30 protein-coding genes are annotated in these 22905 nt (G+C 37.2%); 25 read left to right on the plus strand and 5 right to left on the minus strand.

From position 1 onward, the window contains the following. From LG372_RS00005 to LG372_RS00080, 16 genes are all read left to right on the plus strand, one after another. Positions 1-199, plus strand: a 199-nt coding sequence (locus LG372_RS00005) for a hypothetical protein (protein WP_225741803.1), incomplete at its 5' end; no start/stop codon positions are given. Positions 200-234: 35 nt separating this feature from the next. Then, entirely contained in the window at positions 235-612 is a 378-nt protein-coding gene (locus tag LG372_RS00010; protein WP_225741804.1) for a hypothetical protein, read from the plus strand. A gap of 46 nt (positions 613-658) precedes the next feature. Next, entirely contained in the window at positions 659-907 is a 249-nt protein-coding gene (locus LG372_RS00015; protein WP_225741805.1) for a hypothetical protein, read from the plus strand. A 43-nt stretch (positions 908-950) separates the two neighbouring features. Next, positions 951-1271 (plus strand): hypothetical protein, encoded by a 321-nt coding sequence (locus LG372_RS00020; RefSeq protein WP_225741806.1) that lies wholly within the window; start codon positions 951-953, stop codon positions 1269-1271. A gap of 58 nt (positions 1272-1329) precedes the next feature. Then, positions 1330-1815 carry a hypothetical protein gene (locus LG372_RS00025; RefSeq protein ID WP_225741807.1) on the plus strand — a complete coding sequence of 162 codons (486 nt, stop codon included), beginning with the start codon at positions 1330-1332 and terminating at the stop codon, positions 1813-1815. 65 nt (positions 1816-1880) lie between these two features. Next, positions 1881-2495 carry a hypothetical protein gene (locus tag LG372_RS00030; RefSeq protein WP_225741808.1) on the plus strand — a complete coding sequence of 205 codons (615 nt, stop codon included), beginning with the start codon at positions 1881-1883 and terminating at the stop codon, positions 2493-2495. Further along, positions 2495-3157, plus strand: a complete 663-nt coding sequence (locus tag LG372_RS00035; RefSeq protein ID WP_225741992.1) for a DUF443 family protein — start codon at positions 2495-2497, stop codon at positions 3155-3157. The genes LG372_RS00030 and LG372_RS00035 overlap by 1 nt, the downstream gene beginning before the upstream one ends. 73 nt (positions 3158-3230) lie before the next feature. Beyond that, positions 3231-3914, plus strand: coding sequence for a DUF443 family protein (locus LG372_RS00040; protein ID WP_225741809.1), 684 nt, complete (start codon positions 3231-3233; stop codon positions 3912-3914). Positions 3915-3947: 33 nt separating this feature from the next. Continuing rightward, positions 3948-4211 (plus strand): hypothetical protein, encoded by a 264-nt coding sequence (locus tag LG372_RS00045; RefSeq protein ID WP_049491574.1) that lies wholly within the window; start codon positions 3948-3950, stop codon positions 4209-4211. Between the two features lie 703 nt (positions 4212-4914). After that, a complete protein-coding gene (locus LG372_RS00050; RefSeq protein WP_225741810.1) occupies positions 4915-5796 on the plus strand; it encodes a hypothetical protein in 882 nt (293 codons plus the stop codon). 16 nt (positions 5797-5812) lie between these two features. Further along, entirely contained in the window at positions 5813-6718 is a 906-nt protein-coding gene (locus LG372_RS00055) for a hypothetical protein (protein WP_225741811.1), read from the plus strand. Beyond that, positions 6699-7349: a DUF6572 domain-containing protein gene (locus LG372_RS00060; protein WP_225741812.1), complete on the plus strand. Its 651-nt coding sequence runs from the start codon at positions 6699-6701 to the stop codon at positions 7347-7349. The genes LG372_RS00055 and LG372_RS00060 overlap by 20 nt, the downstream gene beginning before the upstream one ends. Before the next feature lie 90 nt (positions 7350-7439). Further along, positions 7440-7601 (plus strand): hypothetical protein, encoded by a 162-nt coding sequence (locus tag LG372_RS00065; RefSeq protein WP_201058738.1) that lies wholly within the window; start codon positions 7440-7442, stop codon positions 7599-7601. Beyond that, positions 7602-8489: an NAD glycohydrolase inhibitor gene (ifs, locus tag LG372_RS00070; protein WP_225741813.1), complete on the plus strand. Its 888-nt coding sequence runs from the start codon at positions 7602-7604 to the stop codon at positions 8487-8489. It begins immediately after the preceding gene. Positions 8490-8716: 227 nt separating this feature from the next. Next, entirely contained in the window at positions 8717-9565 is an 849-nt protein-coding gene (locus LG372_RS00075; RefSeq protein WP_413252008.1) for a hypothetical protein, read from the plus strand. A gap of 61 nt (positions 9566-9626) precedes the next feature. Continuing rightward, complete coding sequence (locus LG372_RS00080) at positions 9627-10079, plus strand: hypothetical protein (RefSeq protein ID WP_225741815.1); 453 nt, start codon at positions 9627-9629, stop codon at positions 10077-10079. An 88-nt stretch (positions 10080-10167) separates the two neighbouring features. On the opposite strand, the gene yidA is transcribed toward LG372_RS00080, so the two are convergent. Beyond that, the gene (yidA, locus tag LG372_RS00085) at positions 10168-10983 is read right to left on the minus strand and encodes a sugar-phosphatase (RefSeq protein ID WP_225741816.1); all 816 of its coding nucleotides are present in this window, start codon (positions 10981-10983) and stop codon (positions 10168-10170) included. Between the two features lie 12 nt (positions 10984-10995). Beyond that, entirely contained in the window at positions 10996-12300 is a 1305-nt protein-coding gene (locus LG372_RS00090; RefSeq protein ID WP_225741817.1) for an HD domain-containing protein, read from the minus strand. A gap of 71 nt (positions 12301-12371) precedes the next feature. Between LG372_RS00090 and LG372_RS00095 the strand changes: the two genes are divergently transcribed. After that, complete coding sequence (locus LG372_RS00095) at positions 12372-12749, plus strand: DUF1934 domain-containing protein (protein WP_225741818.1); 378 nt, start codon at positions 12372-12374, stop codon at positions 12747-12749. A 381-nt stretch (positions 12750-13130) separates the two neighbouring features. Here LG372_RS00095 and LG372_RS00100 read toward each other — a convergent pair whose 3' ends face one another. The 3 genes from LG372_RS00100 to coaA form a co-directional block, all read right to left on the minus strand. After that, positions 13131-13664, minus strand: coding sequence for a DNA topology modulation protein (locus LG372_RS00100; RefSeq protein ID WP_225741819.1), 534 nt, complete (start codon positions 13662-13664; stop codon positions 13131-13133). Positions 13665-13716: 52 nt separating this feature from the next. Further along, the gene (rpsT, locus tag LG372_RS00105) at positions 13717-13953 is read right to left on the minus strand and encodes a 30S ribosomal protein S20 (RefSeq protein ID WP_001274000.1); all 237 of its coding nucleotides are present in this window, start codon (positions 13951-13953) and stop codon (positions 13717-13719) included. Positions 13954-14020: 67 nt separating this feature from the next. Further along, positions 14021-14941 carry a type I pantothenate kinase gene (gene coaA / locus LG372_RS00110; protein WP_225741820.1) on the minus strand — a complete coding sequence of 307 codons (921 nt, stop codon included), beginning with the start codon at positions 14939-14941 and terminating at the stop codon, positions 14021-14023. Between the two features lie 172 nt (positions 14942-15113). On the opposite strand from coaA, the gene LG372_RS00115 reads away from it, so the two are divergent. The 8 genes from LG372_RS00115 to LG372_RS00150 all read left to right on the plus strand — a co-directional run bounded on the left by LG372_RS00115 (position 15114) and on the right by LG372_RS00150 (position 22867). Beyond that, complete coding sequence (locus LG372_RS00115; RefSeq protein ID WP_318783240.1) at positions 15114-15704, plus strand: class I SAM-dependent methyltransferase; 591 nt, start codon at positions 15114-15116, stop codon at positions 15702-15704. Then, positions 15701-16978, plus strand: coding sequence for a pyrimidine-nucleoside phosphorylase (locus tag LG372_RS00120; protein ID WP_225741821.1), 1278 nt, complete (start codon positions 15701-15703; stop codon positions 16976-16978). The genes LG372_RS00115 and LG372_RS00120 overlap by 4 nt, the downstream gene beginning before the upstream one ends. 19 nt (positions 16979-16997) lie before the next feature. After that, positions 16998-17660: a deoxyribose-phosphate aldolase gene (gene deoC, locus LG372_RS00125; RefSeq protein ID WP_225741822.1), complete on the plus strand. Its 663-nt coding sequence runs from the start codon at positions 16998-17000 to the stop codon at positions 17658-17660. Further along, positions 17647-18036 (plus strand): cytidine deaminase, encoded by a 390-nt coding sequence (locus tag LG372_RS00130; protein WP_094753725.1) that lies wholly within the window; start codon positions 17647-17649, stop codon positions 18034-18036. The genes deoC and LG372_RS00130 overlap by 14 nt, the downstream gene beginning before the upstream one ends. A gap of 89 nt (positions 18037-18125) precedes the next feature. Then, positions 18126-19178 carry a BMP family lipoprotein gene (locus tag LG372_RS00135; RefSeq protein WP_125385985.1) on the plus strand — a complete coding sequence of 351 codons (1053 nt, stop codon included), beginning with the start codon at positions 18126-18128 and terminating at the stop codon, positions 19176-19178. Between the two features lie 143 nt (positions 19179-19321). Next, positions 19322-20857 carry an ABC transporter ATP-binding protein gene (locus tag LG372_RS00140; RefSeq protein ID WP_225741823.1) on the plus strand — a complete coding sequence of 512 codons (1536 nt, stop codon included), beginning with the start codon at positions 19322-19324 and terminating at the stop codon, positions 20855-20857. Then, positions 20850-21908, plus strand: a complete 1059-nt coding sequence (locus tag LG372_RS00145) for an ABC transporter permease (protein ID WP_060806311.1) — start codon at positions 20850-20852, stop codon at positions 21906-21908. Before LG372_RS00140 ends, LG372_RS00145 begins: the two co-directional genes overlap by 8 nt. Positions 21909-21910: 2 nt before the next feature. Beyond that, positions 21911-22867 carry an ABC transporter permease gene (locus LG372_RS00150; RefSeq protein WP_225741824.1) on the plus strand — a complete coding sequence of 319 codons (957 nt, stop codon included), beginning with the start codon at positions 21911-21913 and terminating at the stop codon, positions 22865-22867. The last annotated feature ends 38 nt before the right edge of the window (positions 22868-22905 follow it).

Raw genomic sequence — 22905 nt, forward strand, 5'->3', positions numbered from 1 at the left:
GATAAATTATTCGAATATATTTGAATATAAACTACAAGATATAAAAGGAATACAGGATAAGTGGTTAGAAAAACAATATGGTAGATTTTCCGAAAAGAGTACATACTCTAGTAAATTTAATACCTCTTTTGCGGAAATAATATCATATATCGATACAAAATCAGGTGAGACCAGTATTCTATTCTTGTTTAGCAAATAATTATTATTTATGAATAATGGAATGAGGTAAAAATAATGCAGTTAAAGCAAGAATTAATAGAGTTACTATTAAAAATAGGGGAAACAAATCTGAATCCGTCGGACTTATTTTCAGAAGAAAAACCATCTCTATTCTTACCGGAAGGACGTACTATTTATTTAGAGGGCGATCACTATTACATTGTTGGTGTCGAACGTGGCAAAATAAATTCTGAGAAAAAATTTGCTAATAAGGAAGATATACTTTATGATCTTTTACAATCATATGTTACTAGAATAGCATCAAAGAATGCATGGACGAATGCTAATGGAGATTTTGAACGTTATAATAGCCTTCTTCAAGAAGAACAAATTCGCTTATTTAGTATCATTGATCCTAAATATGGAGAAAGAAGAAATAAGGAAATAACCTAAACATCACCTTTATTTAAGAAGTCATAAAACTAACGGAGAAAATACAATGACAAAAGAAGAGTTACTTACTTTTTTAGAGTGTCATCGAAGTAAGCTTAAATATCATACAGTCTATCTAAACAAAAAAGAATTAGAGCAGTTCGCAATAGGGTATTTTCTGGATTCGAAATCAAATAAATTTCTGGTATATGAAGTGTCAGAGCGTCAGAGTTTAATTGAAATTGCTTCCTTTAAAAATGAAGAAGAAGCTATTGAGAAAGTTTATGAGATAGTCAAATATAGATGTCGAATATAAGCTCGGTTTCTATTAATGGGTAAAGAATATTTTGGAGAATGACATGATGACCAATTTAAAAGAAGAACTGACGAATTCGTTATCTGACTTAATAGTGTTTCTATCAGATTACAAGGGAAAAATTAATGTTAATAATTTCATAGGTACCCTTGAGGAAATGCAGTTTATCCTACAAAGTATAGGAAAACCCCAGATACCAGCAGAAACGATGATCCACCTACAGAAAAGGTACAAAAGTATGTTTTTCCCAAGAGATGGTTTATCGGATTTTTATGTCTTAGATTCGGATGCTGAATACATGAAAAGAAAAAATGAACAATTTTCTTTATTGATAAAAAGAATTGACAGCTTATTAAAAGACTAGACAGCTGATGAACGTTTCCATAAGGTTGGGTTGGAAAGTAACAAAATAGGGGTGAATAATGATTGCAATTTATCGGGGTAAAAAATATCATGTTTCAAAAGGTCTTAGTAATAATGATTGGATTGTTCTGACTAGTGATACAAAGGATGAGGGATTTAATAATTATGTAGATTCTTGGGGAGAAGAAATTGATGATTTCTTTTCAAAAAAAGTCAAAATGGAAGAGCTAGACTATCTATACAAGATTCATTATGAGATTCAATATAAGGGGCATTCTTTTTATGTTAGTAGTGGGATGATTCGAAGGAATATTGAGAAAGATTGGTTTGAAATAAAACCAAGCGCCAATCAAAATCAAATAAAGGATGAGTTGGGATTCAAGCAGATAAACAAATTAGAATGGGCAAAAGAGATTAGCCGAAAAGACATTGAAGTCTTAAAAATAGTCGAAACACCTTTAGGAATCTTTAAAGATCAGGGAGTTAAAGTAAAAAGTTTAGAAGGCCAAGCCATTGATAACTTTTTAAATTCTATTGAAAAGTAATGTTGTGATACTGTGGTTTCAATCTAATAGAAGAAAAAAATGGAATCTGTTTCGAGGAAATGATAATGTTTGATAATGAATATATTGTAAGTTTGAAAAGGTTTATCAGAAATGTCGAAATTGTTTCAATAAATAACAAGTTGCAGGCATATGATAATGTGGATATTATTTATATTCTAGAAAAAAGAGAAGACGAATTTGTTATTTCACTAAATGAAAGAGGGGTTATTTTAGAATATTGTAAAATTCGTAACAAGGAGTTAGCTCAACTCTATTTTGCTATCTTTGTTAAAAGAGGTGTTACAGATTTTGAATTCCCCTTGATGACTTTAATAAATGATATAGAGGATATCGAAATTCTGAAAGAATACTTAACTAGAGAACAACTTGATAACTTTTATTCGGTTGATTCTAGGACTAAAGGAAAAATAAATTTTTCTTCAGAGTTAAACAAAATTTATTACATAGATGCAAGTGACAATGAATACAATCTCTTTTCTCTACCAAACAGAATATTTCAAACCTTCTATGTATCAATTGTAAAATTAAAAACCATGAAGGAGTGGTTGATTCAACTGAATGATGCTAATGGACTAGGAGATCAATATGAGGCTACTTTGCTAGGGTATAGTTCAGAGGGGCTAAGTAGAAGTGATCTGTTTGTGATTAAGGAGAAATGATGGAAAAAATTTGCTTTACTTATGGAAATTTTCGGTATTTAGTATTTGAATTCAATCATCAATACTATCTACTTGATAGAAGACCATGTCATTTGATAGGATATCTTTTTCCACCTATAAATTGGCTTTTCTTTCAACATGTGTATCCCATTACATCGGATGAGTATTGTAAAATAAAAGAAAAAACTGGACGTGCTACAAAACTCACTGTTTCAGCTTCTCTCGGTGCTGGACTGAGTGTCTTTTTATATAATTGGTTACGCGTGAACAAGATTGATACTACTAAGTATTTTGAAACGAATCTTTCAAGTTTTACGACAGTGGCACTTTTTTTAATGACTTTTCTTTTAACATATGTTTTGGTTGAATTATTTTACTATTCTCGGAAAAGAAGGATGGCCTCCGTGCTAGGGCGCGAACTTAGGCATTTACAATACTATAAAATCACACCAGTAAAAATTGACTTTAAACAATTGCTAGGCTTTATAGTAGTTATTGGTGGACTAGCATTTTTTATGTCCTTGTATTATTTTTACTCAGGTAACTTACTTTTTGGTTTAATGGCTAATGCAATCATCTTTCTATATTTGTTGGCTTCAAATGTTGCCTTTGGAACTGAAAGTCATCACTTATATAAAATAAATGATAAAATACTAAAATAAGATGTAGATTATATCGAGCTGCTCATCATAACTTGGGAAGAACTCATGTTTTCTTAGATTAGTAAGGATTAGAATGCAAAAAATAAAATTATATTATAAAGGGAATCTTCGATACCTATTATTTCATTATCAGGGGAGACAGTATCTATTAGATAGATCTCCTAAACATTTTCTCGGATACTTCTGTTTGCCTCTAAACTGGTATTTTTATCAGAAAGTTTATGCTATTTCAGATGAAGAACTTGTTAAAATCGAAGAAAAAAACGCTAAAGCGAGCAAATTTATCCTTCCAACGTCATTAGCCACAGGATTGGCAGTTTTTGTGAATGCCTGGGCTCGTATGAATCATATTGATTTATTTGCCAACTTTTATGTTAATTTTTCGATAGTAACTAGCTTAGTTATAGTAGTTATTGGTCTATTATTGTCTTTTAGTTTGCTTCAACTCTTATATTCTAAAAAGAAAAAGACTTTGGAAAAATTACTCAATAGATCGTTGGAGCAATCTATTAATTTTAAGATAAAACCAGTAAATTCATTGGGTTTTTATGTCAAAATGTTTCTATTGCGACTATGTATTTTTGCTTTAACTCTTATATTTGCTATGGCATTCATATATTTGAAGAACATTAGCATGCTTTGTTTAATGATGTTAATAATGTTCATATTTCTAGGGACTGTCAACATTGCATTTGCACCTGGAGAAGAACGGGAATATGAGATAGTTGAAGTTAGGTCAAATCATAGTAAAAATTAAACGAAGTGATTAAAGTTAATAAGGAATTCAATTATGAAGAACCAATACACGCAATATATTAAGCAATTACAAGAGTTGATTAACTTGGAATATCCGAGCCAGAAACGATATCCTGGGATCATTCAGGATATTTACAAGCTGACTGAATGTATAGGACGAGGAGAAACGACGGATGAAGTCAGCTTTTTTAGTCTAGCAAGAAGATTTGTAGATGAGACCATGGATTATAAAAGCGATATTTTAGTTGTCTTAAAACAGTTGGAGAAAGAACTGAACAAAGGAAATGAAAGAAAATAGAAAACATTATAAAGGACTAGTTCATCTAGTAGAATTTAAGAACAAATTAGTCTATTGTGACTTAAAGACAAAGAAATTGTATTTTTCAATTCCAGAAAAAACTTCTAAGAGTCAACAGTACATTATATTTTCACTGGTGTTGCTCGTTCTTCCATTTATAAGATTTCTGAATGGATTGACAATCTTTAGTATACCTGCTCACAAGTTTCTTTATTTGATTTTATTCTCTTGTCTTTCCTTATTTATCGGAAAATTGCTAGATGTCTATTTTAAGAAAGATTTGGATTTGTATCCGGCTCTATTTACAGATTTGGAGTACTTAGAGTTCTTAGAAGTATCGAAGAAAAATGCGGCTATCATATTATTCTTTATACGTTGTAGTCTTATCAGTCTGCTAGTATTTGTACTAGTCTATCTGTCATATCCTAGTTTTTTGCCATTATTTTTCCACTCGATGCTTTTGTTTATTCTCTATTTGTATTTAGCCAATAATTTGCACAAGCGGAAGAAGGTAATGGAGAGTTTGATAAGAAATGCACGTACCAACTAGATCTTTTTGCCTATGGTAAAGAAGAATCAAAAAAAGTAAAAAAAGTTCATTTTTCTAACAACCATAACCCCTTGCATTTGCACCTGGAAAAGAACGGGAATATGAGATAGTCCTCAAAAGAATGTAAAAATAATTAAATTTAGGTGATAGAATATGAAAAGAAAATCCTTATTTAAAGCAAGTTTTGAAGAAAGTTTAAATTTATTAGATGATGGGTTTTTACAGTATCAATTGAAGGAACAAGATAAAAAAATGTCCAAACCTCCAAGGAATGTATTTGACTATTTTAAAAACGCTGTTTTATATGGTATATTGACACTTATTTTCCCAATTGGCATCAATTTCTTGTTATTGGCTTTTTCAACAATGCTTTATACTAGTGACCCAAAAGATTTAGTCTTTCCAATTTCTAATCATAATTTTTTAACGGCTCATGTTTATGTAATCGGGTTATTTATATGGCTTCTCTTAGTTCTAATTGGTAAATTTTTCAAACCATTTTTTATTCTTCCATATAGGACTCATTTTCATGTCATAACGTTTTTGATTTGGTTTGTTATAGAGTTCGATCTCGCTGCTATTGGTTTAGCATTACCATTTCTAACAATTTTAGGGCTTTTTGCTATTGGTTGTATTCTTTTAGCCTTAATTTATTGGATGTTAAGGATAGAACTTAAAGATTTGAAAAATCTAATGTATGGAGAAGTTAAGTCACCTACCTTACTCGATAAAATTGCTAAAGACCTTGCTATTTATGGAGCAGGTCTATTGGGATTAGCTTTGATTGTTAATTATATTTTCAAAGCCTTCTCTATTAATTTTTCACATTCCGTAACTCTTTTAGGTCTCTTCATATGTTGGATTTTGTTAAACATTGGTTTAATTGCAATGCTTATTTTTATGGAGTTTTCTTATTTCCTTTATGCTTACTATAAATGGAAATATCCCGAAGAATACCGCGAGTGGGAGGGAAAATCTTTAGAAGAGTGGTATGGAATGAAATATTTAAAAAAACACAAGGAGTTATTAAAATAGGATTTGGGTGAAAATCATGAAGAAAAGATCTATTTTTAGCGCAAGTTTTGAAGAAAGTCTTAATCTAGAAGATGATGGTTTTTTACAGTATCAGAAAGGAAATGTTTTCTCTAAATTAGAAACATATTATAGGGAAGGAAAGTCTAAACTAGTTCTTCATATTCAGAATATTGTTTTCACTCTTATCGGTCCTGTCATTATAAACTTTATGATTCTTGTTTTCTCGCTGTCCTTGCACAACTCTGATCCTAAAGATTTAAGATTGCCTATCTATCAACATCCATTACTAACAGCTGAGGTATATCTAGTCTGTTTCTTAATTTGGGTATTTATCATATTGATTGGTAAAGTTTTTAGAAAAGCTTTTATACTGCCTTATCGCAATCATTTTCATGTCATCACATTTCTAATTTGGCTTAGTCTTGAATTTAATCTGTTAGCGATTGATATGTCATTACCAACTTTATCTATTTGGATGGTTGCTGCTATTTTTGTTTTTATTACTATATTAGCCTATTTTATGTTTAGCCTTGAAATTGAAAGTCTTAAAAAACTGATGTATGGTAATGGAAGTGGCTCTTCTCTTCGAAACAAAATTGCCAATAAGATAGCGATTTATGGAATGAGTTTTTTGGGAATTGGAGTAATTATAAACTTTATTATAAAAAGTTTTTCCATAAAATTTTCAACTTCATTAGAAGGATTAGGTCTTTTGATAACATGGATTATCCTAAATATTGCTGTCATTGCTATGCTAATTTACATCGAATTTCCTAGCTATTTACAAGCATTCTACAAATGGAAATATCCTGAAGAGTATCGTGAGTGGGAAGGTAAGACTGTGGAGGAATGGTATGGGAAAAAATATTTAAAAAAACACAAGGAGCTAATAGATATTAAAAATGAAGTCGATTTATACTAGTCAAAAAGATATGTTGGAAATTTGTCAAGATGATGATAAGTTTTTCTTGCGTTATCCAACTTTTAATATTACTATGCCAGAAGTAGTTCAAGAAATCCCCAAAGAAGCTGCAGATAGTTATATGTCGGGAGAACATACTGGTAAAGAGTTGATGAATTATGCACAATATGGTTTTTGGAAATCTAAAAAACAATATACACAAGAAGAGTCGAATAAAATTTTTATACAAAATAATCCTGACTTAATTTTCAATGATTTATCTGATAACCAAAAAATATTTTCTCCTGAAAAATTTACCCAAATCGTAACCAAATCTATTGTTTCAGAACTAGAACCTAGCGAACTTGACGCTATTGGTATAGTTGATAATCATTTAGAGTTACTCCTTGTTGATCCAGTCGGTTGGCAGGAAGAGGAACATCTCTGGAAATTTCAAGAAAAACTTAACAACTACATCTACTTCCTCGAAAGTAAGCAGTATGTAGAACGATATGGCGATAACTTTGACAAAAAAGTCATCCATATCACATTCCAGTATTCTCCATCGGATAACGGATTGGCCTTTCTCGCTGCGGTTCAGAAGGTGTTGCAACCGACTGATATGAGTTTGAAGGTAGAATTACCGGAGTAATAAAGGGAGCGAAAGATGCTCTCTTTTTGTGGTATAATGGGACTAGATTTTTAAAAAGATTATTTAACGGTTTTAAACAGCGAACTACTTATGCCGTCAATCGATATGAAGGGGCATTCCTACGATGACTTTCTATCTGCGATTGAACGTCAAGGCTATTATGAAATCAAAAATCCACGTGTCTATAGACCAGGCACTAATGAAATTATTTCAGTTGAAGGGATTTTTAGAATTAACGAATGGAGTAAATAAATGAAGAAATTTGAAATACCAGAGCCTAAAGATTATCAAAATTTTGTAAAAGACTATCGTGAAATAATGAAGGAAGGGAAAGAAGCTGAAGTTTTTCTAGGGACGGAACCGAAGTATCGTTTTCGACAACGAGATTCTTATGATGTGAATAGTACAGATATTGGAGTATTAATGGAATATTGCTTATATCCTCTGTATGTGGAAGGTGATGAGGATATAGCAAGAAGAACTTTTGACATCTTGAAAGATTTTAGCTTATCGACTGACCTAGTCAAATTAGATAAGGTGACTGATTATATTTCTATGCAAGGCAGTCGTTTAAGAAGATATACAAGCCTTCCCTTTGTTATTGAAACAGATGAATTGGTAAGAAATATTATAGAAAGCATTTCAAAATTATCGGATGAGCAGAAACGTACTTATACCTATGAAAGACTATGTAATGTATTAGACCGTAGTCCATTATACAGGCAGTGTGATGAAGAAAAGGTAGAGAAGATTCTTAAGGAATTCAAGGAAAAATACTACAATCCACCAAAGGTAGTAGAAACCATTAAAACAGTTGAGAAAATTGAACTAGACGTTACAAGCATCGATGCTATGGGTGTTTCAGATGACCATCTAGAGTTGTTGTTGATTGATGAAAACAAATGGATAGAGTCTCTGGAAGAGGAACATCTCTTGAAACTTCAAGAAAAACTCAACAACTACATCTACTTCCTCGAAAGCAAGCAGTATGTGGAACGATATGGCGATAAGTTTGACAAAAAAGTCATCCATATTACCTTCCAATATTCTCCATCTGATAATGGACTAGCCTTTCTTGCAGCGGTTCAGAAGGTATTACAACCGACGGATATGAGTTTGAAAGTAGAATTATCGGAGTAATAAAGGGAGCGAAAGACGCTCTCTTTTTGTGGTATAATGAGACATAGATTTCGTAGCTTAAAGAATAAACGGGAAAAAGTAAATTTGTAGAGTTTTTTCCATATTTATTTAACTCGAAATAAGGAGGTTGTGAAGTGCGTCTTTTGTTATTTGCAATTGTAGTGGGTATTATATTAAACTTAGCAAGGAAACGTAATAATATTCCAAATTCCCAAAAAAGTAAAGATATAAAAAATTCAATTATAATAGTGTGTGTCCTTATTGCTATTAGTCCTATTATTACTATTATGGATATGTGGGGTTTATTTGCCCATGCAAGTCGGAATGAACTTGAGAAAGCTGTGCATCGTTCTTATGAGAACTATGGTCTTACAGGTCAGTTTGAGTTAGAAGAATATGAAAAAAACTATACAAGCGTGGGAGGATTTGTTATCCATGGTACTTACAGTGAAACTATAGCTGGGAAAACCTATCAGGCTAAGAGTCGTTTTGAATACTATACTCGTTCTTCAGAACATAAAAAGTATAGAAAAACAGATGCAGAAGTTGATTATAAACAAAATAAAAAAATTTATCTCACTTTTCCAGAATTAGCTTATCTAGGGATTGAGATTAGTCCAGGTACTAGCGAATTTTTAAAAACATTGGACAGTTCAATAACAGATCCTAAAATGACTGCTTTGAAGTACGATGGAATTGATTTTCAATTTAATAGTAAATCTGGCAATATCTATCTTTATGATGAAATCTTAGAAGAAAATCAAAGAAATGGACAAGCATTACAAGGGATGTATCCTATGGATGCCCAATATCTTTTCCAAAAAGATATCTTTATACCAGAATTTCAATTTCGATACTACACTCCAGAAGACAAGAAGGATCAGTTATATGATGCTTATCTTAAAGACCTTGAATCGCAATTGAAAGAGTTTTTTAACAATCAATCCTTACCTAGTGGTCTTTATGCTGTAAAGATCGATCGATATGAAGGGGATAAACTTGTCAATAATAGCGGTGGCTATTATGTTAGGATTGGAAACCGTCAAGTTGTAGCCTTTATCAAAGATATATACTAAAAGTTGCTATGATAAAGATCTTCAACTGTTCAGAATTTAAGAGAAAGAGGGTTTAGATTAGATGACACAAGAAGAATACTTGCAATTAAGAAAAGAATATAAAATTCGACTAGTGTTAGTAATCGTTCTATTCGTATTATTATCTATACTCAGCATCGTGCTTATCGTAAATTCCAATAGGTTTATTCCATTAGGAGCGACAGCTATGGCTACAGTTGTACCTTTCAATCATTTCTTACTCGTTCCGCTTTGGCAAGAGAAAAAATCCATTGAAGAAGTACACCCTGAATGGAAGGAGCTTAGTACAAGTGGAGCTGAGGTCCCTTCGTTAGACGCGAGTAAACGGAACATAGCAGCTATTGGGAGTATTATTGCTTTGTTCTTCTCGTTTGCTTTACTCTATCGACCTGCTAAGGTATATCAGAAAGTACCGACTCTTGAAGAACTAAATAACCTTCCTAAGATTGAGAACAAGGGGATTCCTAAACTGGATGATAAAAAATTCCAAAAATAAAAAGAGATTCAGAAGAATAATCTATATGCTAAAAATACCTCAGGAGTGAGATGTTTATCTCTAACTTCTGGGGTACTTTTTCTATATTCTAATCCTGTTGCAAGACCCAAGTTCGAATAGCATGGGCGACACCAGATTCGTCGTTAGACTTGGTGATGTATTTGGCGATTTTTTTGATTTCTGGATTTCCGTTTTCCATGACTACAGGGTTTCCAACGACTTCCAGCATGGCGCGGTCATTTTCTTCGTCCCCAATAGCCATGGTTTCATCTTTGGTCAATCCTAGTTTTTCAGCTAGGTGAGTAATAGCTGAGCCCTTGTCTACATTCTTTTTAAGGAGTTCAAGGTAGAAAGGTGCAGATTTGTTGATAGAGTAGCGCTCGTAAAATTCGGCTGGTATTTTTTCAATGGCAGCATCGAGTATTTCTGGTTCATCGATGAACATACACTTGACGATTTCTTTATTGGCCATTTCTTCAGGTGTACGGTAGAAAATAGGCATGCTGACGAGGGTTGATTCGTGCACTGTATATTTTCCGATATTGCGATTGGCAGTATAGATACCATCCTTGGTAATAGCGTGCATGTGAACACCGAGCTTGCGACTGAGGAATTCCATATCCAGATAATCCTCATAGGTCAAGGATTCGCTGATAATCTCATGTCCTGTAGCGGTTTCTTGGACAAGGGCACCATTGAAAGTCACAACATAGTCACCCTCGTCTCTCAACTGCAAGTCGTCTAGAAGCTTGGCAACACCTGCGATAGGGCGGCCAGTTGCAATCACGACTTTGACACCAGCTTCTTTGGCATCTTGGATGGCAGAAAAGACCTCAGGAGTAATCTCCTTTTGGCTATTGACTAGGGTTCCGTCAATATCGACGGCAATTAGTTTAATACTCATAAATTTCCTCTTTTAGTTTTTATTTGGGGTAAAATGATCATTCTCAATCAAGTGTAAAAATTGCTGGGTAATGCTTGCGAAGATACTGTTTTGGTCCAACATTTCTTTCGGGAAATAGAAACGATTATCTCCGTGGCGACTACCTGCAAGGGATTGGACGATAGGAGACAGGCTAGAGAGTTCAGCTAGTTCTCCATTTTTTTGTAAAATCTCAATCTGTGTCCGCGGATTTTCAGATTCGGGACGATAGATATCATAAGGGAGGTCAAAGTTCTTATGAATGGCAGTGTAGTAGTCCGGGTCAAAGCCGATATCCTCAACCAATTTTCTCATGCTGGCGAGTTGATCTTGGTCTTCTTGTGAAAAGGTAATGGATTTAAAGACCTTGCGGTTGACAAAGCGTTGTGATAAGTCTGCTAAAATCTTGTCAGGACTGGTCATCCAGAGTTGGAAGTAGGTATTCATCACACCATCATCCAGAGCCAGATAGTCAGACAAGGTCACATTTTTTTCAAAGAAAGGCAGGAGGTGTGGAGAAGTTCGTGCAAAGAAGTCCTTATCCTCAGGATAGAGTTCCTTAGCGCGCTTAAGGAGATTTTGTAGGAGAACTTCCATAGCGCGTGTTGCTGGGTGGAAATAAACCTGCATATACATCTGGTAACGACTAAGGACATAGTCTTCGATGGCGTGCATACCATTGCGCTGAAAGGCGATACCATTTTCGACTGGACGAATGACTCGGAGGATGCGAGTCAGATCAAATTCCCCATAAGATGCTCCTGTAAAATAGGAGTCGCGCAAGAGATAGTCCATACGGTCCGCATCGATCTGACTGGAAATGAGCTGCACAACCTGCTTGTTAGGGTAGGTGTGGTCAATGACACTGGCCACTTTTTCTGGGAAATCAGGCGCCACTTGTAGTAGGACTTGGTGAATCTCTGTCTCAGGACTTTGGATAATCTCCTGAGTAATGGCTTCGTGGTCTGTATCAAAGAGATGTTCAAAAGTATGCGAGTAGGCACCATGCCCAAGATCATGTAGGAGAGCAGCGGTCATGGTCAAGAGAGACTCGGCAGGATTCCATTCGTCAGGGTATTTTTCTTCAAAAATCTCTGTGATGCGACGAGCAATCTCATAGACCCCCAAGCAGTGGGAAAAGCGACTGTGTTCTCCACCGTGGAAGGTATAACTGGAAGTTCCCAGTTGCTTGATACGACGTAAACGCTGAAATTCTTTTGTATTAATTAAGTCATAGATGATTTGATTATTGACATGGATGTAGTTGTGAACTGGGTCACGGAATACTTTTTCGTTCATATGACCATTATAGCAAAAAGCTAGAGTTTTTGGTAAAATAGTAGGACAAGAGAGAAGAAAGAGGACTTGGTGTGAAGATTCGGATGCGAAATACGATTCAGTTTGATGAGCAGTTGGAAGTGATTGACCAGCTTTATGATGTAGAAGTATATGAAAAGGGAGATTATAGCTACCTGCTTTTCTATAATGAAGAAAAGGAAAAAGTAGTTATTAAATTTCATGGTCAAGAGTTGGTGATGAGCCGATTTTCCAATCCCAAGACCATTATGCGCTTTCTAAAGGATAGCGATAGTTTAGCCTATATTCCTACACCCATGGGCATGCAGAAGTTTATTATCCAAACCAGTCGTTATGAAGTTGATGGGCAAAAGATTCATTTAGACTATCAACTACAAAACCAAGAGGGATATCCCTTTGCCAGCTATCAATTGGAAATTACTTGGGGCTAGGTATGACTGGGGACGAGGTTATAGCAACGAAGCTGATAAAGTTTATGAAATCAAGCTTTTCTTGCACATTTTTAGTAGCTGAAACCTTTATTTTTTCAGATTAAGGTTATAACAATCATTCCATTACCTATTATTTATGAAAGCTAAATATAATATCCGTCTTCCCTTATACTTATTCCAAATGAGTAAAGAGGATTTGAGGCCTAGCGATTGTGATTATTGTATATTCAAAATCTAAAAATTGATAAAAGGGACAGTGAATGTCCCTTTTCATTTCTATAGAATTCAGAGTTTTAGATAGGATAGATTGGTAAATAATGAAGAAAATATTTTGGGAAAATAGCCCCAAAAAGGGGATTTGTCTTCCAAATAGTACTAACATTATCCATGTTGGTTTTTCTTCTTGTTTTCGTGAGTCTTTATAAAGTAATCTATCTCCTTTTGAGACCTAAGGATAACAACTTTATCTGGATAGGTTTCTTGAACCCACTTGTAGCGTTCTTTAGCGGATTTGCTCCGCCCATCCCAGAGAATCCATCTGATAAACTCCCAATTAAATTGTTCTTGACAACCAGCTGCCATACTTTCTCTGACCTTACCTCGATATGTGAGATACCGTTTAAAGGCTCGAAAGAGACAGGTCAATGGCGAAAAATTGAGAAAGATGATTTGGTCAGCTTCCTGCATTCTTTCCTCATAGAAACACCAAGAATAATTACCATCAATAACCCAAGCTTCATGCTTGGTGAGAAAGTTATTCATCTCGGTCAGCATCCATTCACGGTCACTGTCTTGCCAACCGGGTTGAAATTGGAGTGTGTCCATGTGCAGTTTTGAGATGGAGTAGCAGTGAGACAACTTTTTGGCTAGAGTTGACTTACCAGCACCAGAATATCCGATAATTGCGATTTTCATTTTCTACCTTTTCCTATTTGAGGACAAAAAAACAGCCTCTATGGACTGTTTCTTATTTAGCAAGTTTAGCTGAAAGACGAGCTTTGTCGCGGCTTGCTTTGTTTTTGTGAATCAAACCTTTAGTTTCTGCTTTATCGATAGCTGAGCTAGCAGCACGGAAAAGTTCTTCAGATGGGTTTGCTTCGAAAGCTTTGATAGCAGTACGCATAGCTGATTTTTGAGCTGAGTTCTTTTCGTTCTGTTTAACGTTCAATTCAGCGCGTTTGATAGCTGATTTAATGTTTGCCAATGTTCTTACCTCCATATTTACTAACTATACCATTATATCTGAAAACTTACGTTTTGACAAGGGAAAATTATTTTTTTAAGTAAATTTCATCGATTTCATGGTTCTTTGTTTTATGTAGAATCACTTCTGCTCGATTTCTGGTTGGTTCAATATAATTTTGTAAATTTGTGAGATTGATACTGGTCCAGACCTGATGGGCAAAGGATTCCACTTCTCCAATCGGCATTTGAGTAAAACGATAATAGTAGCTATCAGGGTCGTTTTGGGCTAGGCTCAGCATTTTCAAGAAACGGTCGAGATACCAACTCTCGATGTCATCGACTGCAGCATCAACATAGATGGAAAAGTCAAAGAAATCAGTGATATAGAGACGCTCGTTTTGTGGATTTTGAAAGACATTGATTCCCTCGACAATCACAAAGTCAGCAGCTTTGACGCTTTGTTTTTCCTCAGGTATGATGTCGTAGACTTCATGAGAATAGACAGGAATATCTACATCTTGTCCATTTTTGATGCGGTCCAAGAAGTTGAGAAGAGCTTCCATATCATAGCTTTCAGGAAATCCCTTCCGATTTAGAATCCCTTGCTCAATCAAGGTATGGTTGGGATAGAGAAAGCCGTCAGTTGTTACCAACTCAACCCTAGCATCTGTAAGTGTACGTGATAGCAGTATCTGAAGCAGGCGGCTGGTTGTTGATTTTCCAACGGCAACACTCCCAGAAACTCCAATGATAAAAGGTTGGGATTTGCTTTCACGTTGAAGGAAAATTCCTTTTGAAAAGGCCAAGTCATCCTTGGTACGTTTGTAAATCTGGATGAGATGGGCTAGGGGAAGATAGACATCGGTAACATCCTGTAAGCTAATCTGGTCATTAAAACTCTTGATGGATTCTAATTCCTCTTCTGTCAAAGGAGGTGTTGTCTTTCGGTGTAAAGATTGCCAAGTTTGGCGACTGATTTTTTCAAAATGTAACAATTCGTTGGTCATAAGTTTGTCTTTCTGATTCGATATCTTAGTATAGCATATTTTGGGACTAAAAACATCTAGTATCTTATAGAAAAAGTTTCTCTCGATTAAAACAATAATGACAAACTACATCGTATTGTCAAATTACTTGGAAACGATTTAATATTTCGTTAAATTATGGTAAAATAGTTTCATGAGTAAAATGTATTATGCAGAAAATCCTGACGCTGCTCACGACATTCATGAGTTGAGAGTAGAGTTGTTGGGACAAAAAATGACCTTTTTGACGGATGCTGGTGTTTTTAGCAAGAAAATGGTTGACTTTGGAAGTCAACTCTTGCTCAAGTGTCTTGAGGTCAACCAAGGAGAAACTGTCCTTGATGTAGGCTGTGGTTACGGACCTTTGGGCTTGTCTTTAGCTAAGGTTTATGGAGTTCAGGCGACCATGGTCGATATTAATAATCGTGCCTTGGATTTGGCACGACAAAATGCTGAACGAAATAAAGTAGAAGCGACGATTTTCCAGTCCAACATCTATGAACAAGTTGAAGGCACATTTGACCATGTCATTTCCAATCCTCCTATCCGTGCGGGCAAGCAAGTGGTTCATGAAATCATTGAGAAAAGTAAAGATTTCTTGGAAACTGGTGGAGATTTAACAATTGTTATCCAGAAAAAACAAGGGGCCCCAAGTGCTAAGTCTAAGATGGAAGATGTGTTTGGCAATTGTGAAGTCGTTAAAAAAGATAAGGGATACTATATCCTTAGAAGTGTGAAAGAATGAGAGCAGTTGATTTAATCCAAAAAAAACGTGATGGTCAAGAACTGACTTCAAGTGAAATCGAATGGCTAGTTGAAGGCTATGTGTCAGGAACGGTTCCTGATTATCAGATGTCTGCCTTTGCTATGGCTGTTTATTTTAAAGGAATGACAACTCGAGAAATCTCTGATTTGACTATGAAAATGGTTCAGACAGGGCAGGAGTTTGATTTATCCGCTATTGATGGGGTTAAGGTTGACAAGCATTCTACGGGTGGTGTTGGTGACAAGGTGACCTTGATTTTAGCTCCTTTAGTAGCGAGTTTTGGAGTTCCAGTCGCAAAAATGAGTGGTCGTGGTCTCGGCCATACAGGCGGAACAATTGATAAATTGGAGTCCATTAAGGGTTATCAAGTTGAGCGCAGTCAAGAGGATTTCATTGCACAAGTGCAGGATATTGGTGTATCTGTCATTGGGCAATCAGACCAGCTGGTAAAAGCCGACAAGCTTTTATATGCCCTTCGTGATGTGACCGCAACCGTTGATACTATTCCTTTGATTGCGAGTTCGGTGATGAGCAAGAAAATCGCAGCAGGGGCGGATGCTATTTTGCTAGACGTGACTGTCGGTGAGGGTGCCTTCATGAAAACGGTTGACGAGGCGCGTGAATTAGCTCAAACCATGGTGGAACTTGGTAAGGCAGTTGGTAGAAAAACGGTAGCAGTCATTACGGATATGAGTCAGCCCTTGGGACGAGCGATTGGAAATCGTCTGGAGATCCTTGAAGCACTGGAGATTTTACAAGGTCAAGGACGCCAGGATATTACCCACTTCATCTGTGAATTGGCTCAAATTATGCTTAGCCTGGCAAATGTAAATAAAACAGTTGAAGAAGTTCGCCAACATCTTGAAAATGGTCAAGCACTGGTTAAGTTTGAGGAGATGGTCAAAGCCCAGGGTGGAGACTTGGAAGACCTCTATCGTCCTGTAAATGTAGCCCATGTGGTGGAAATCCCTGCTCAGGAAACGGGTGTCATTTCAGCTCTTCCAGCTATGGAATTTGGACTTTATGCTATGAGACTGGGGGCAGGCCGTGCAGTCAAGTCTGATGCCTTAGACTATGAAACAGGAATTGTTTTTGAAAAGAAAGTTGGAGATTCCGTTCAAAAGGGAGAAATTGTTGCAAAAGTATACACAAATGGAAAAATTTCTCCTCAGCTAGTTACAGATTTTCAAAAATATGTTAAAATAAATGATAGCGTGCAAAGTTTACGAGAAATTATAGAAATAATCTCATAAACTGCAGGAGAATCCGAATATGAAATTAAATAAATATATCGATCATACACTTTTGAAACAAGATGCGACAGTAAATCAAATTGATTGTTTGTTGTCTGAAGCTAGAGAGTATGATTTTGCCAGTGTTTGCGTTAATCCGACCTGGGCTGAACATGCTAAAAAAGGGCTTGAAGACACAGATGTCAAGGTCTGTACAGTAGTAGGTTTCCCTTTGGGGGCAACAACTTCAGCTGTGAAAGCTTTTGAAACCAAGGAAGCTATCCAAAATGGTGCAGATGAGATTGATATGGTGATCAATGTTGGAGCTCTCAAAACAGGTAATCTTGATTTGGTTGAGTCGGATATTCGCGCAGTAGTGGAAGCAAGTGGTGACAAGTTAGTGAAAGTCATTATTGAAGCTTGCCTTCTGACTGACCAAGAAAAAGTTGTAGCCTGCCAATTGGCCCAAAAAGCGGGAGCTGACTTCGTAAAAACTTCAACTGGCTTTTCAACTGGTGGTGCGACGGTAGCAGATGTTAGATTAATGCGTGAAACAGTTGGACCTGATATGGGAGTCAAGGCTGCTGGTGGAGCTCGTTCTTATGCAGATGCTCTTGCCTTTGTGGAAGCAGGGGCGACCCGTATCGGAACTTCAGCTGGGGTAGCCATTTTAAAAGGAGAATTGGCTGATGGCGACTACTGAGTTGATTGAACTAGCAATTGAAACCAGCAAGAAAGCCTATGTGCCCTATTCTCATTTTCCAGTCGGAGCTGTTTTAGTGGCGAAAGATGGTAGCACTTATACAGGTGTCAATATCGAGAATGCTAGTTATTCTTTGACTAACTGTGGAGAACGTACAGCGATTTTTAAAGCAGTTTCTGAAGGTCAAAGAGAATTTTCAGAATTGATTGTCTATGGTCAGACTGAAAAACCAATTTCACCATGTGGTGCTTGTCGCCAAGTGATGGCTGAATTTTTTGAACAAGATCTAAAAGTGACCTTAGTCGCAAAAGATAAATCGACGGTCGAGATGACGGTCGGGGAATTACTTCCATACTCTTTTACAGACTTAAACTAGTCTGAGTCGCTCTCTGAGTGGCACGGTCCTTGAGGCCAACCAATCCATACTTGCAACATCGTTGCACATCTTATTTAGGAGGTTCAGTAATGAACAAGAAACAATGGCTAGGCCTTGGTCTAGTTGCAGTGGCAGCAGTTGGACTTGCTGCATGTGGTAACCGCTCTTCTCGTAACGCGGCTTCATCTTCTGATGTGAAGACAAAAGCAGCAATCGTCACTGACACTGGTGGTGTTGATGACAAATCATTCAACCAATCAGCTTGGGAAGGTTTGCAAGACTGGGGTAAAGAACACAATCTTTCAAAAGATAAAGGCTTTACTTATTTCCAATCAACAAGTGAAGCTGACTACGCTAACAACTTGCAACAAGCGGCTGGAAGTTACAATCTAATCTTCGGTGTTGGTTTTGCCCTTCACAATGCGGTTGAAGAAGCAGCTAAAGAACACTCAGATATCAACTATGTCTTGATTGATGATGTGATTAAAGATCAAAAGAATGTTGCTAGCGTAACTTTCGCTGACAATGAATCTGCTTATCTCGCAGGTGTTGCAGCAGCTAAAACAACTAAGACAAAACAAGTTGGTTTTGTAGGTGGTATGGAGTCTGAAGTTATCTCTCGTTTTGAAGCTGGTTTCAAGGCAGGTGTTGAGTCAGTAGACCCATCTATCAAAGTACAAGTTGACTATGCTGGTTCATTTAATGATAATGCCAAAGGTAAAACAATTGCAGCGGCACAATACGCAGCTGGTGCAGACGTTGTTTACCAAGTAGCTGGTGGTACAGGTGCAGGTGTCTTTGCAGAAGCAAAATCACTCAACGAGAGCCGTCCTGAAAGTGAAAAAGTTTGGGTTATCGGTGTTGACCGTGACCAAGAAGTAGAAGGTAAATACACTTCTAAAGATGGTAAAGAATCAAACTTTGTTCTTGTATCTACTTTGAAACAAGTTGGCACAACTGTAAAAGATATTTCTAACAAAGCAGAAAAAGGTGAGTTCCCTGGCGGTCAAGTAATCGTTTACTCATTGAAAGATAAAGGTGTTGACTTGGCAGTAACAAACCTTTCAGAAGAAGGTAAAAAAGCTGTTGAAGATGCAAAAGCTAAAATCCTTGATGGAAGCGTAAAAGTTCCTGCAAAATAATGGATGGAAGTCATTTCTTAGGAAGCGGCCCTCGGCCGCTTTTTTAAGAGTTGAGACAAAATCATTTTGTCTCAGTAAAGCTTGCTACTAGACAAACTAGCAAGTTTTATTGAAATAAAATAAGACTCTGAAAGGAAGAGCACATGGCACACGAAAATGTCATTGAGATGCGTGATATTACCAAGGTGTTTGGTGAATTTGTTGCCAACGACAAAATCAACCTGCACCTACGAAAAGGTGAAATTCATGCACTTTTAGGAGAAAATGGGGCTGGAAAGTCCACGCTCATGAACATGTTAGCAGGGCTTCTTGAACCAACCAGTGGTGAAATTGCGGTCAACGGTCAAGTTGTCACCCTCGATTCACCATCTAAAGCAGCTAGCTTGGGAATTGGAATGGTTCATCAGCACTTTATGTTGGTAGAAGCCTTCACAGTGGCCGAAAACATCATTTTAGGAAGTGAATTGACTAAAAATGGTGTGCTAGATATCGCTGGAGCTAGCAAAGAAATCAAGGCTCTTTCTGAACGTTATGGCTTAGCTGTTGACCCTTCTGCCAAGGTGGCAGACATCTCAGTTGGAGCCCAACAACGTGTAGAAATTTTAAAAACCCTTTATCGGGGGGCTGATATCCTTATCTTTGACGAACCAACGGCCGTTTTGACTCCATCAGAAATTGATGAGTTGATGGCTATTTTGAAAAATCTTGTCAAAGAAGGAAAATCAATTATCTTGATTACCCACAAGTTGGACGAGATTCGCGCAGTTTCTGACCGCGTTACAGTTATCCGTCGTGGGAAATCAATTGAAACCGTCGAAATCGCAGGGGCTACCAATGCTGATTTGGCGGAAATGATGGTAGGACGTTCTGTTTCCTTTAAAACAGAGAAGCAAGCCTCTCAACCAAAAGAAGTTGTCTTGTCTATTAAAGACTTGGTGGTCAATGAAAACCGCGGTGTCCCAGCTGTGAAAAATCTGTCCTTGGATGTTCGTGCTGGAGAGATTGTTGGTATTGCGGGGATTGATGGAAATGGTCAGTCTGAACTGATTCAAGCCATTACAGGTCTTCGCAAGGTTGAATCTGGCAGCATTGAGCTAAAAGGAGATTCAATTGTAGGCTTGCATCCACGTCAGATTACAGAGTTGAGTGTTGGGCACGTTCCAGAAGATCGTCACCGTGATGGCTTGATTTTGGAAATGATGATTTCTGAAAATATTGCCCTTCAAACCTACTACAAAGAACCACATAGTAAAAATGGAATTTTGAACTATTCAAATATTACTTCTTATGCTAAAAAGCTAATGGAAGAGTTTGATGTTCGTGCTGCAAATGAATTTGTTCCTGCAGCGGCACTCTCAGGAGGAAATCAACAAAAAGCAATTATTGCTCGTGAAATTGATCGTGATCCTGATCTCCTTATCGTCAGCCAGCCAACTCGTGGGTTGGATGTCGGTGCCATTGAATATATCCACAAACGTTTGATTGAAGAGCGTGATAACGGGAAGGCTGTTCTTGTTGTCAGCTTTGAATTGGATGAGATTTTAAACGTCTCAGACCGTATTGCCGTTATCCACGATGGTAAGATTCAAGGTATTGTATCACCAGAAACAACCAATAAACAAGAACTTGGTGTCTTGATGGCTGGTGGAAACTTGGGAAAGGAGAAGAGTGATGTCTAAAAAATTACAACAAATTTCGGTTCCCTTGATTTCTGTCTTCCTAGGAATTTTGCTCGGAGCCATTGTCATGTGGATCTTCGGTTATGATGCTATTTGGGGCTATGAAGAATTGTTCTATACAGCCTTTGGTAGTCTACGCGGGATTGGGGAAATCTTCCGTGCCATGGGACCTTTGGTCTTGATTGGTCTTGGTTTTGCCGTTGCCAGTCGTGCTGGTTTCTTTAACGTCGGACTTCCTGGTCAGGCTTTGGCAGGTTGGATTCTTAGTGGTTGGTTTGCCTTGTCGCATCCAGATATGCCACGTCCTTTGATGATTTTAGCAACTATCGTGATTGCCTTGATTGCTGGTGGGATTGTCGGAGCGATTCCAGGTATTCTTAGAGCTTATCTAGGGACATCAGAGGTTATCGTAACCATCATGATGAACTACATTGTCTTGTATGTAGGAAATGCCTTTATCCATGCCTTTCCTAAAGACTTCATGCAAAGTACAGATTCGACGATTCGTGTCGGAGCTAATGCAACTTACCAGACACCTTGGTTGGCTGAGTTGACTGGTAATTCGCGGATGAATATCGGTATTTTCTTTGCTCTCATTGCCGTTGCAGTCATTTGGTTCATGCTCAAGAAAACAACCCTTGGTTTTGAAATCCGTGCGGTTGGTCTTAATCCACATGCTTCAGAGTATGCTGGTATTTCTGCAAAAAGAACGATTATCCTCTCAATGATTATTTCAGGTGCTTTGGCAGGTCTTGGTGGAGCTGTTGAAGGACTTGGAACCTTCCAGAACGTTTATGTTCAGGGGTCGTCATTAGCTGTCGGATTTAACGGGATGGCGGTTAGTTTGCTTGCGGCCAACTCACCAATTGGTATTCTCTTTGCAGCCTTCCTATTTGGTGTTCTCCAAGTTGGAGCCCCTGGTATGAATGCGGCGCAGGTACCGTCTGAGCTTGTCAGCATTGTAACAGCGTCTATTATCTTCTTTGTCAGTGTTCATTATCTTATCGAACGCTTTGTCAAACCGAAAAAACAAGTTAAAGGAGGTAAGTAAAGATGTCTATTACAACCTTGCTCACCCTCTTGGTGTCTTCTATGCTGATTTACTCAGCCCCCCTCATCTTTACAAGTATTGGTGGTGTTTTCTCTGAACGTGGTGGTGTCGTAAACGTCGGCCTTGAAGGAATTATGGTTATGGGTGCCTTTTCTGGAGTTGTCTTTAACCTTGAATTTGCAGAACAATTTGGAGCAGCAACTCCTTGGTTATCCTTGCTTGTGGCAGGATTGGTAGGGGGGCTTTTCTCCATCATCCACGCAGCAGCGACGGTTCATTTCCGTGCAGACCATGTTGTCAGCGGTACAGTATTGAATTTGATGGCGCCTGCCTTGGCTGTTTTCTTGGTTAAAGTTCTTTATAACAAAGGACAAACCGACAATCTAAGTCAGACTTTTGGACGCTTTGATTTCCCAGTCTTGGCAAATATCCCAGTGATCGGTGATATCTTCTTCAAGTCAACTAGTTTACTTGGTTATTTGGCGATTGCCTTCTCATTCCTTGCTTGGTTTATTCTCTTTAAGACTCGCTTTGGTCTTCGTCTTCGCTCTGTCGGTGAACACCCTCAAGCAGCGGATACCTTGGGAATCAATGTCTACAAGATGAGATATTTTGGAGTTATTATTTCAGGTTTCCTAGGTGGAATTGGTGGAGCGATTTATGCTCAATCCATCTCAGTTAACTTCTCGGTAACAACTATTGTTGGACCTGGATTTATTGCTCTTGCTGCGATGATCTTCGGAAAATGGAATCCAATCGGAGCTATGCTATCTAGTCTCTTCTTTGGACTTTCACAAAGTTTGGCTGTTATCGGATCTCAATTGCCATTCTTACAAGGAGTGCCTGCGGTTTATCTTCAAATCGCACCTTATGTTTTGACTATTCTTGTCTTGGCAGTCTTCTTTGGAAAAGCGGTAGCACCAAAAGCAGATGGTATCAACTATATCAAATCAAAATAAGCATACAAAAAAACGTCAGTTCATGAATGAACTGGCGT

The sequence above is a fragment of the Streptococcus sp. Marseille-Q5112 genome (assembly GCF_916700555.1).
GTDB classification, from domain to species: Bacteria; Bacillota; Bacilli; order Lactobacillales; family Streptococcaceae; genus Streptococcus; species Streptococcus symci.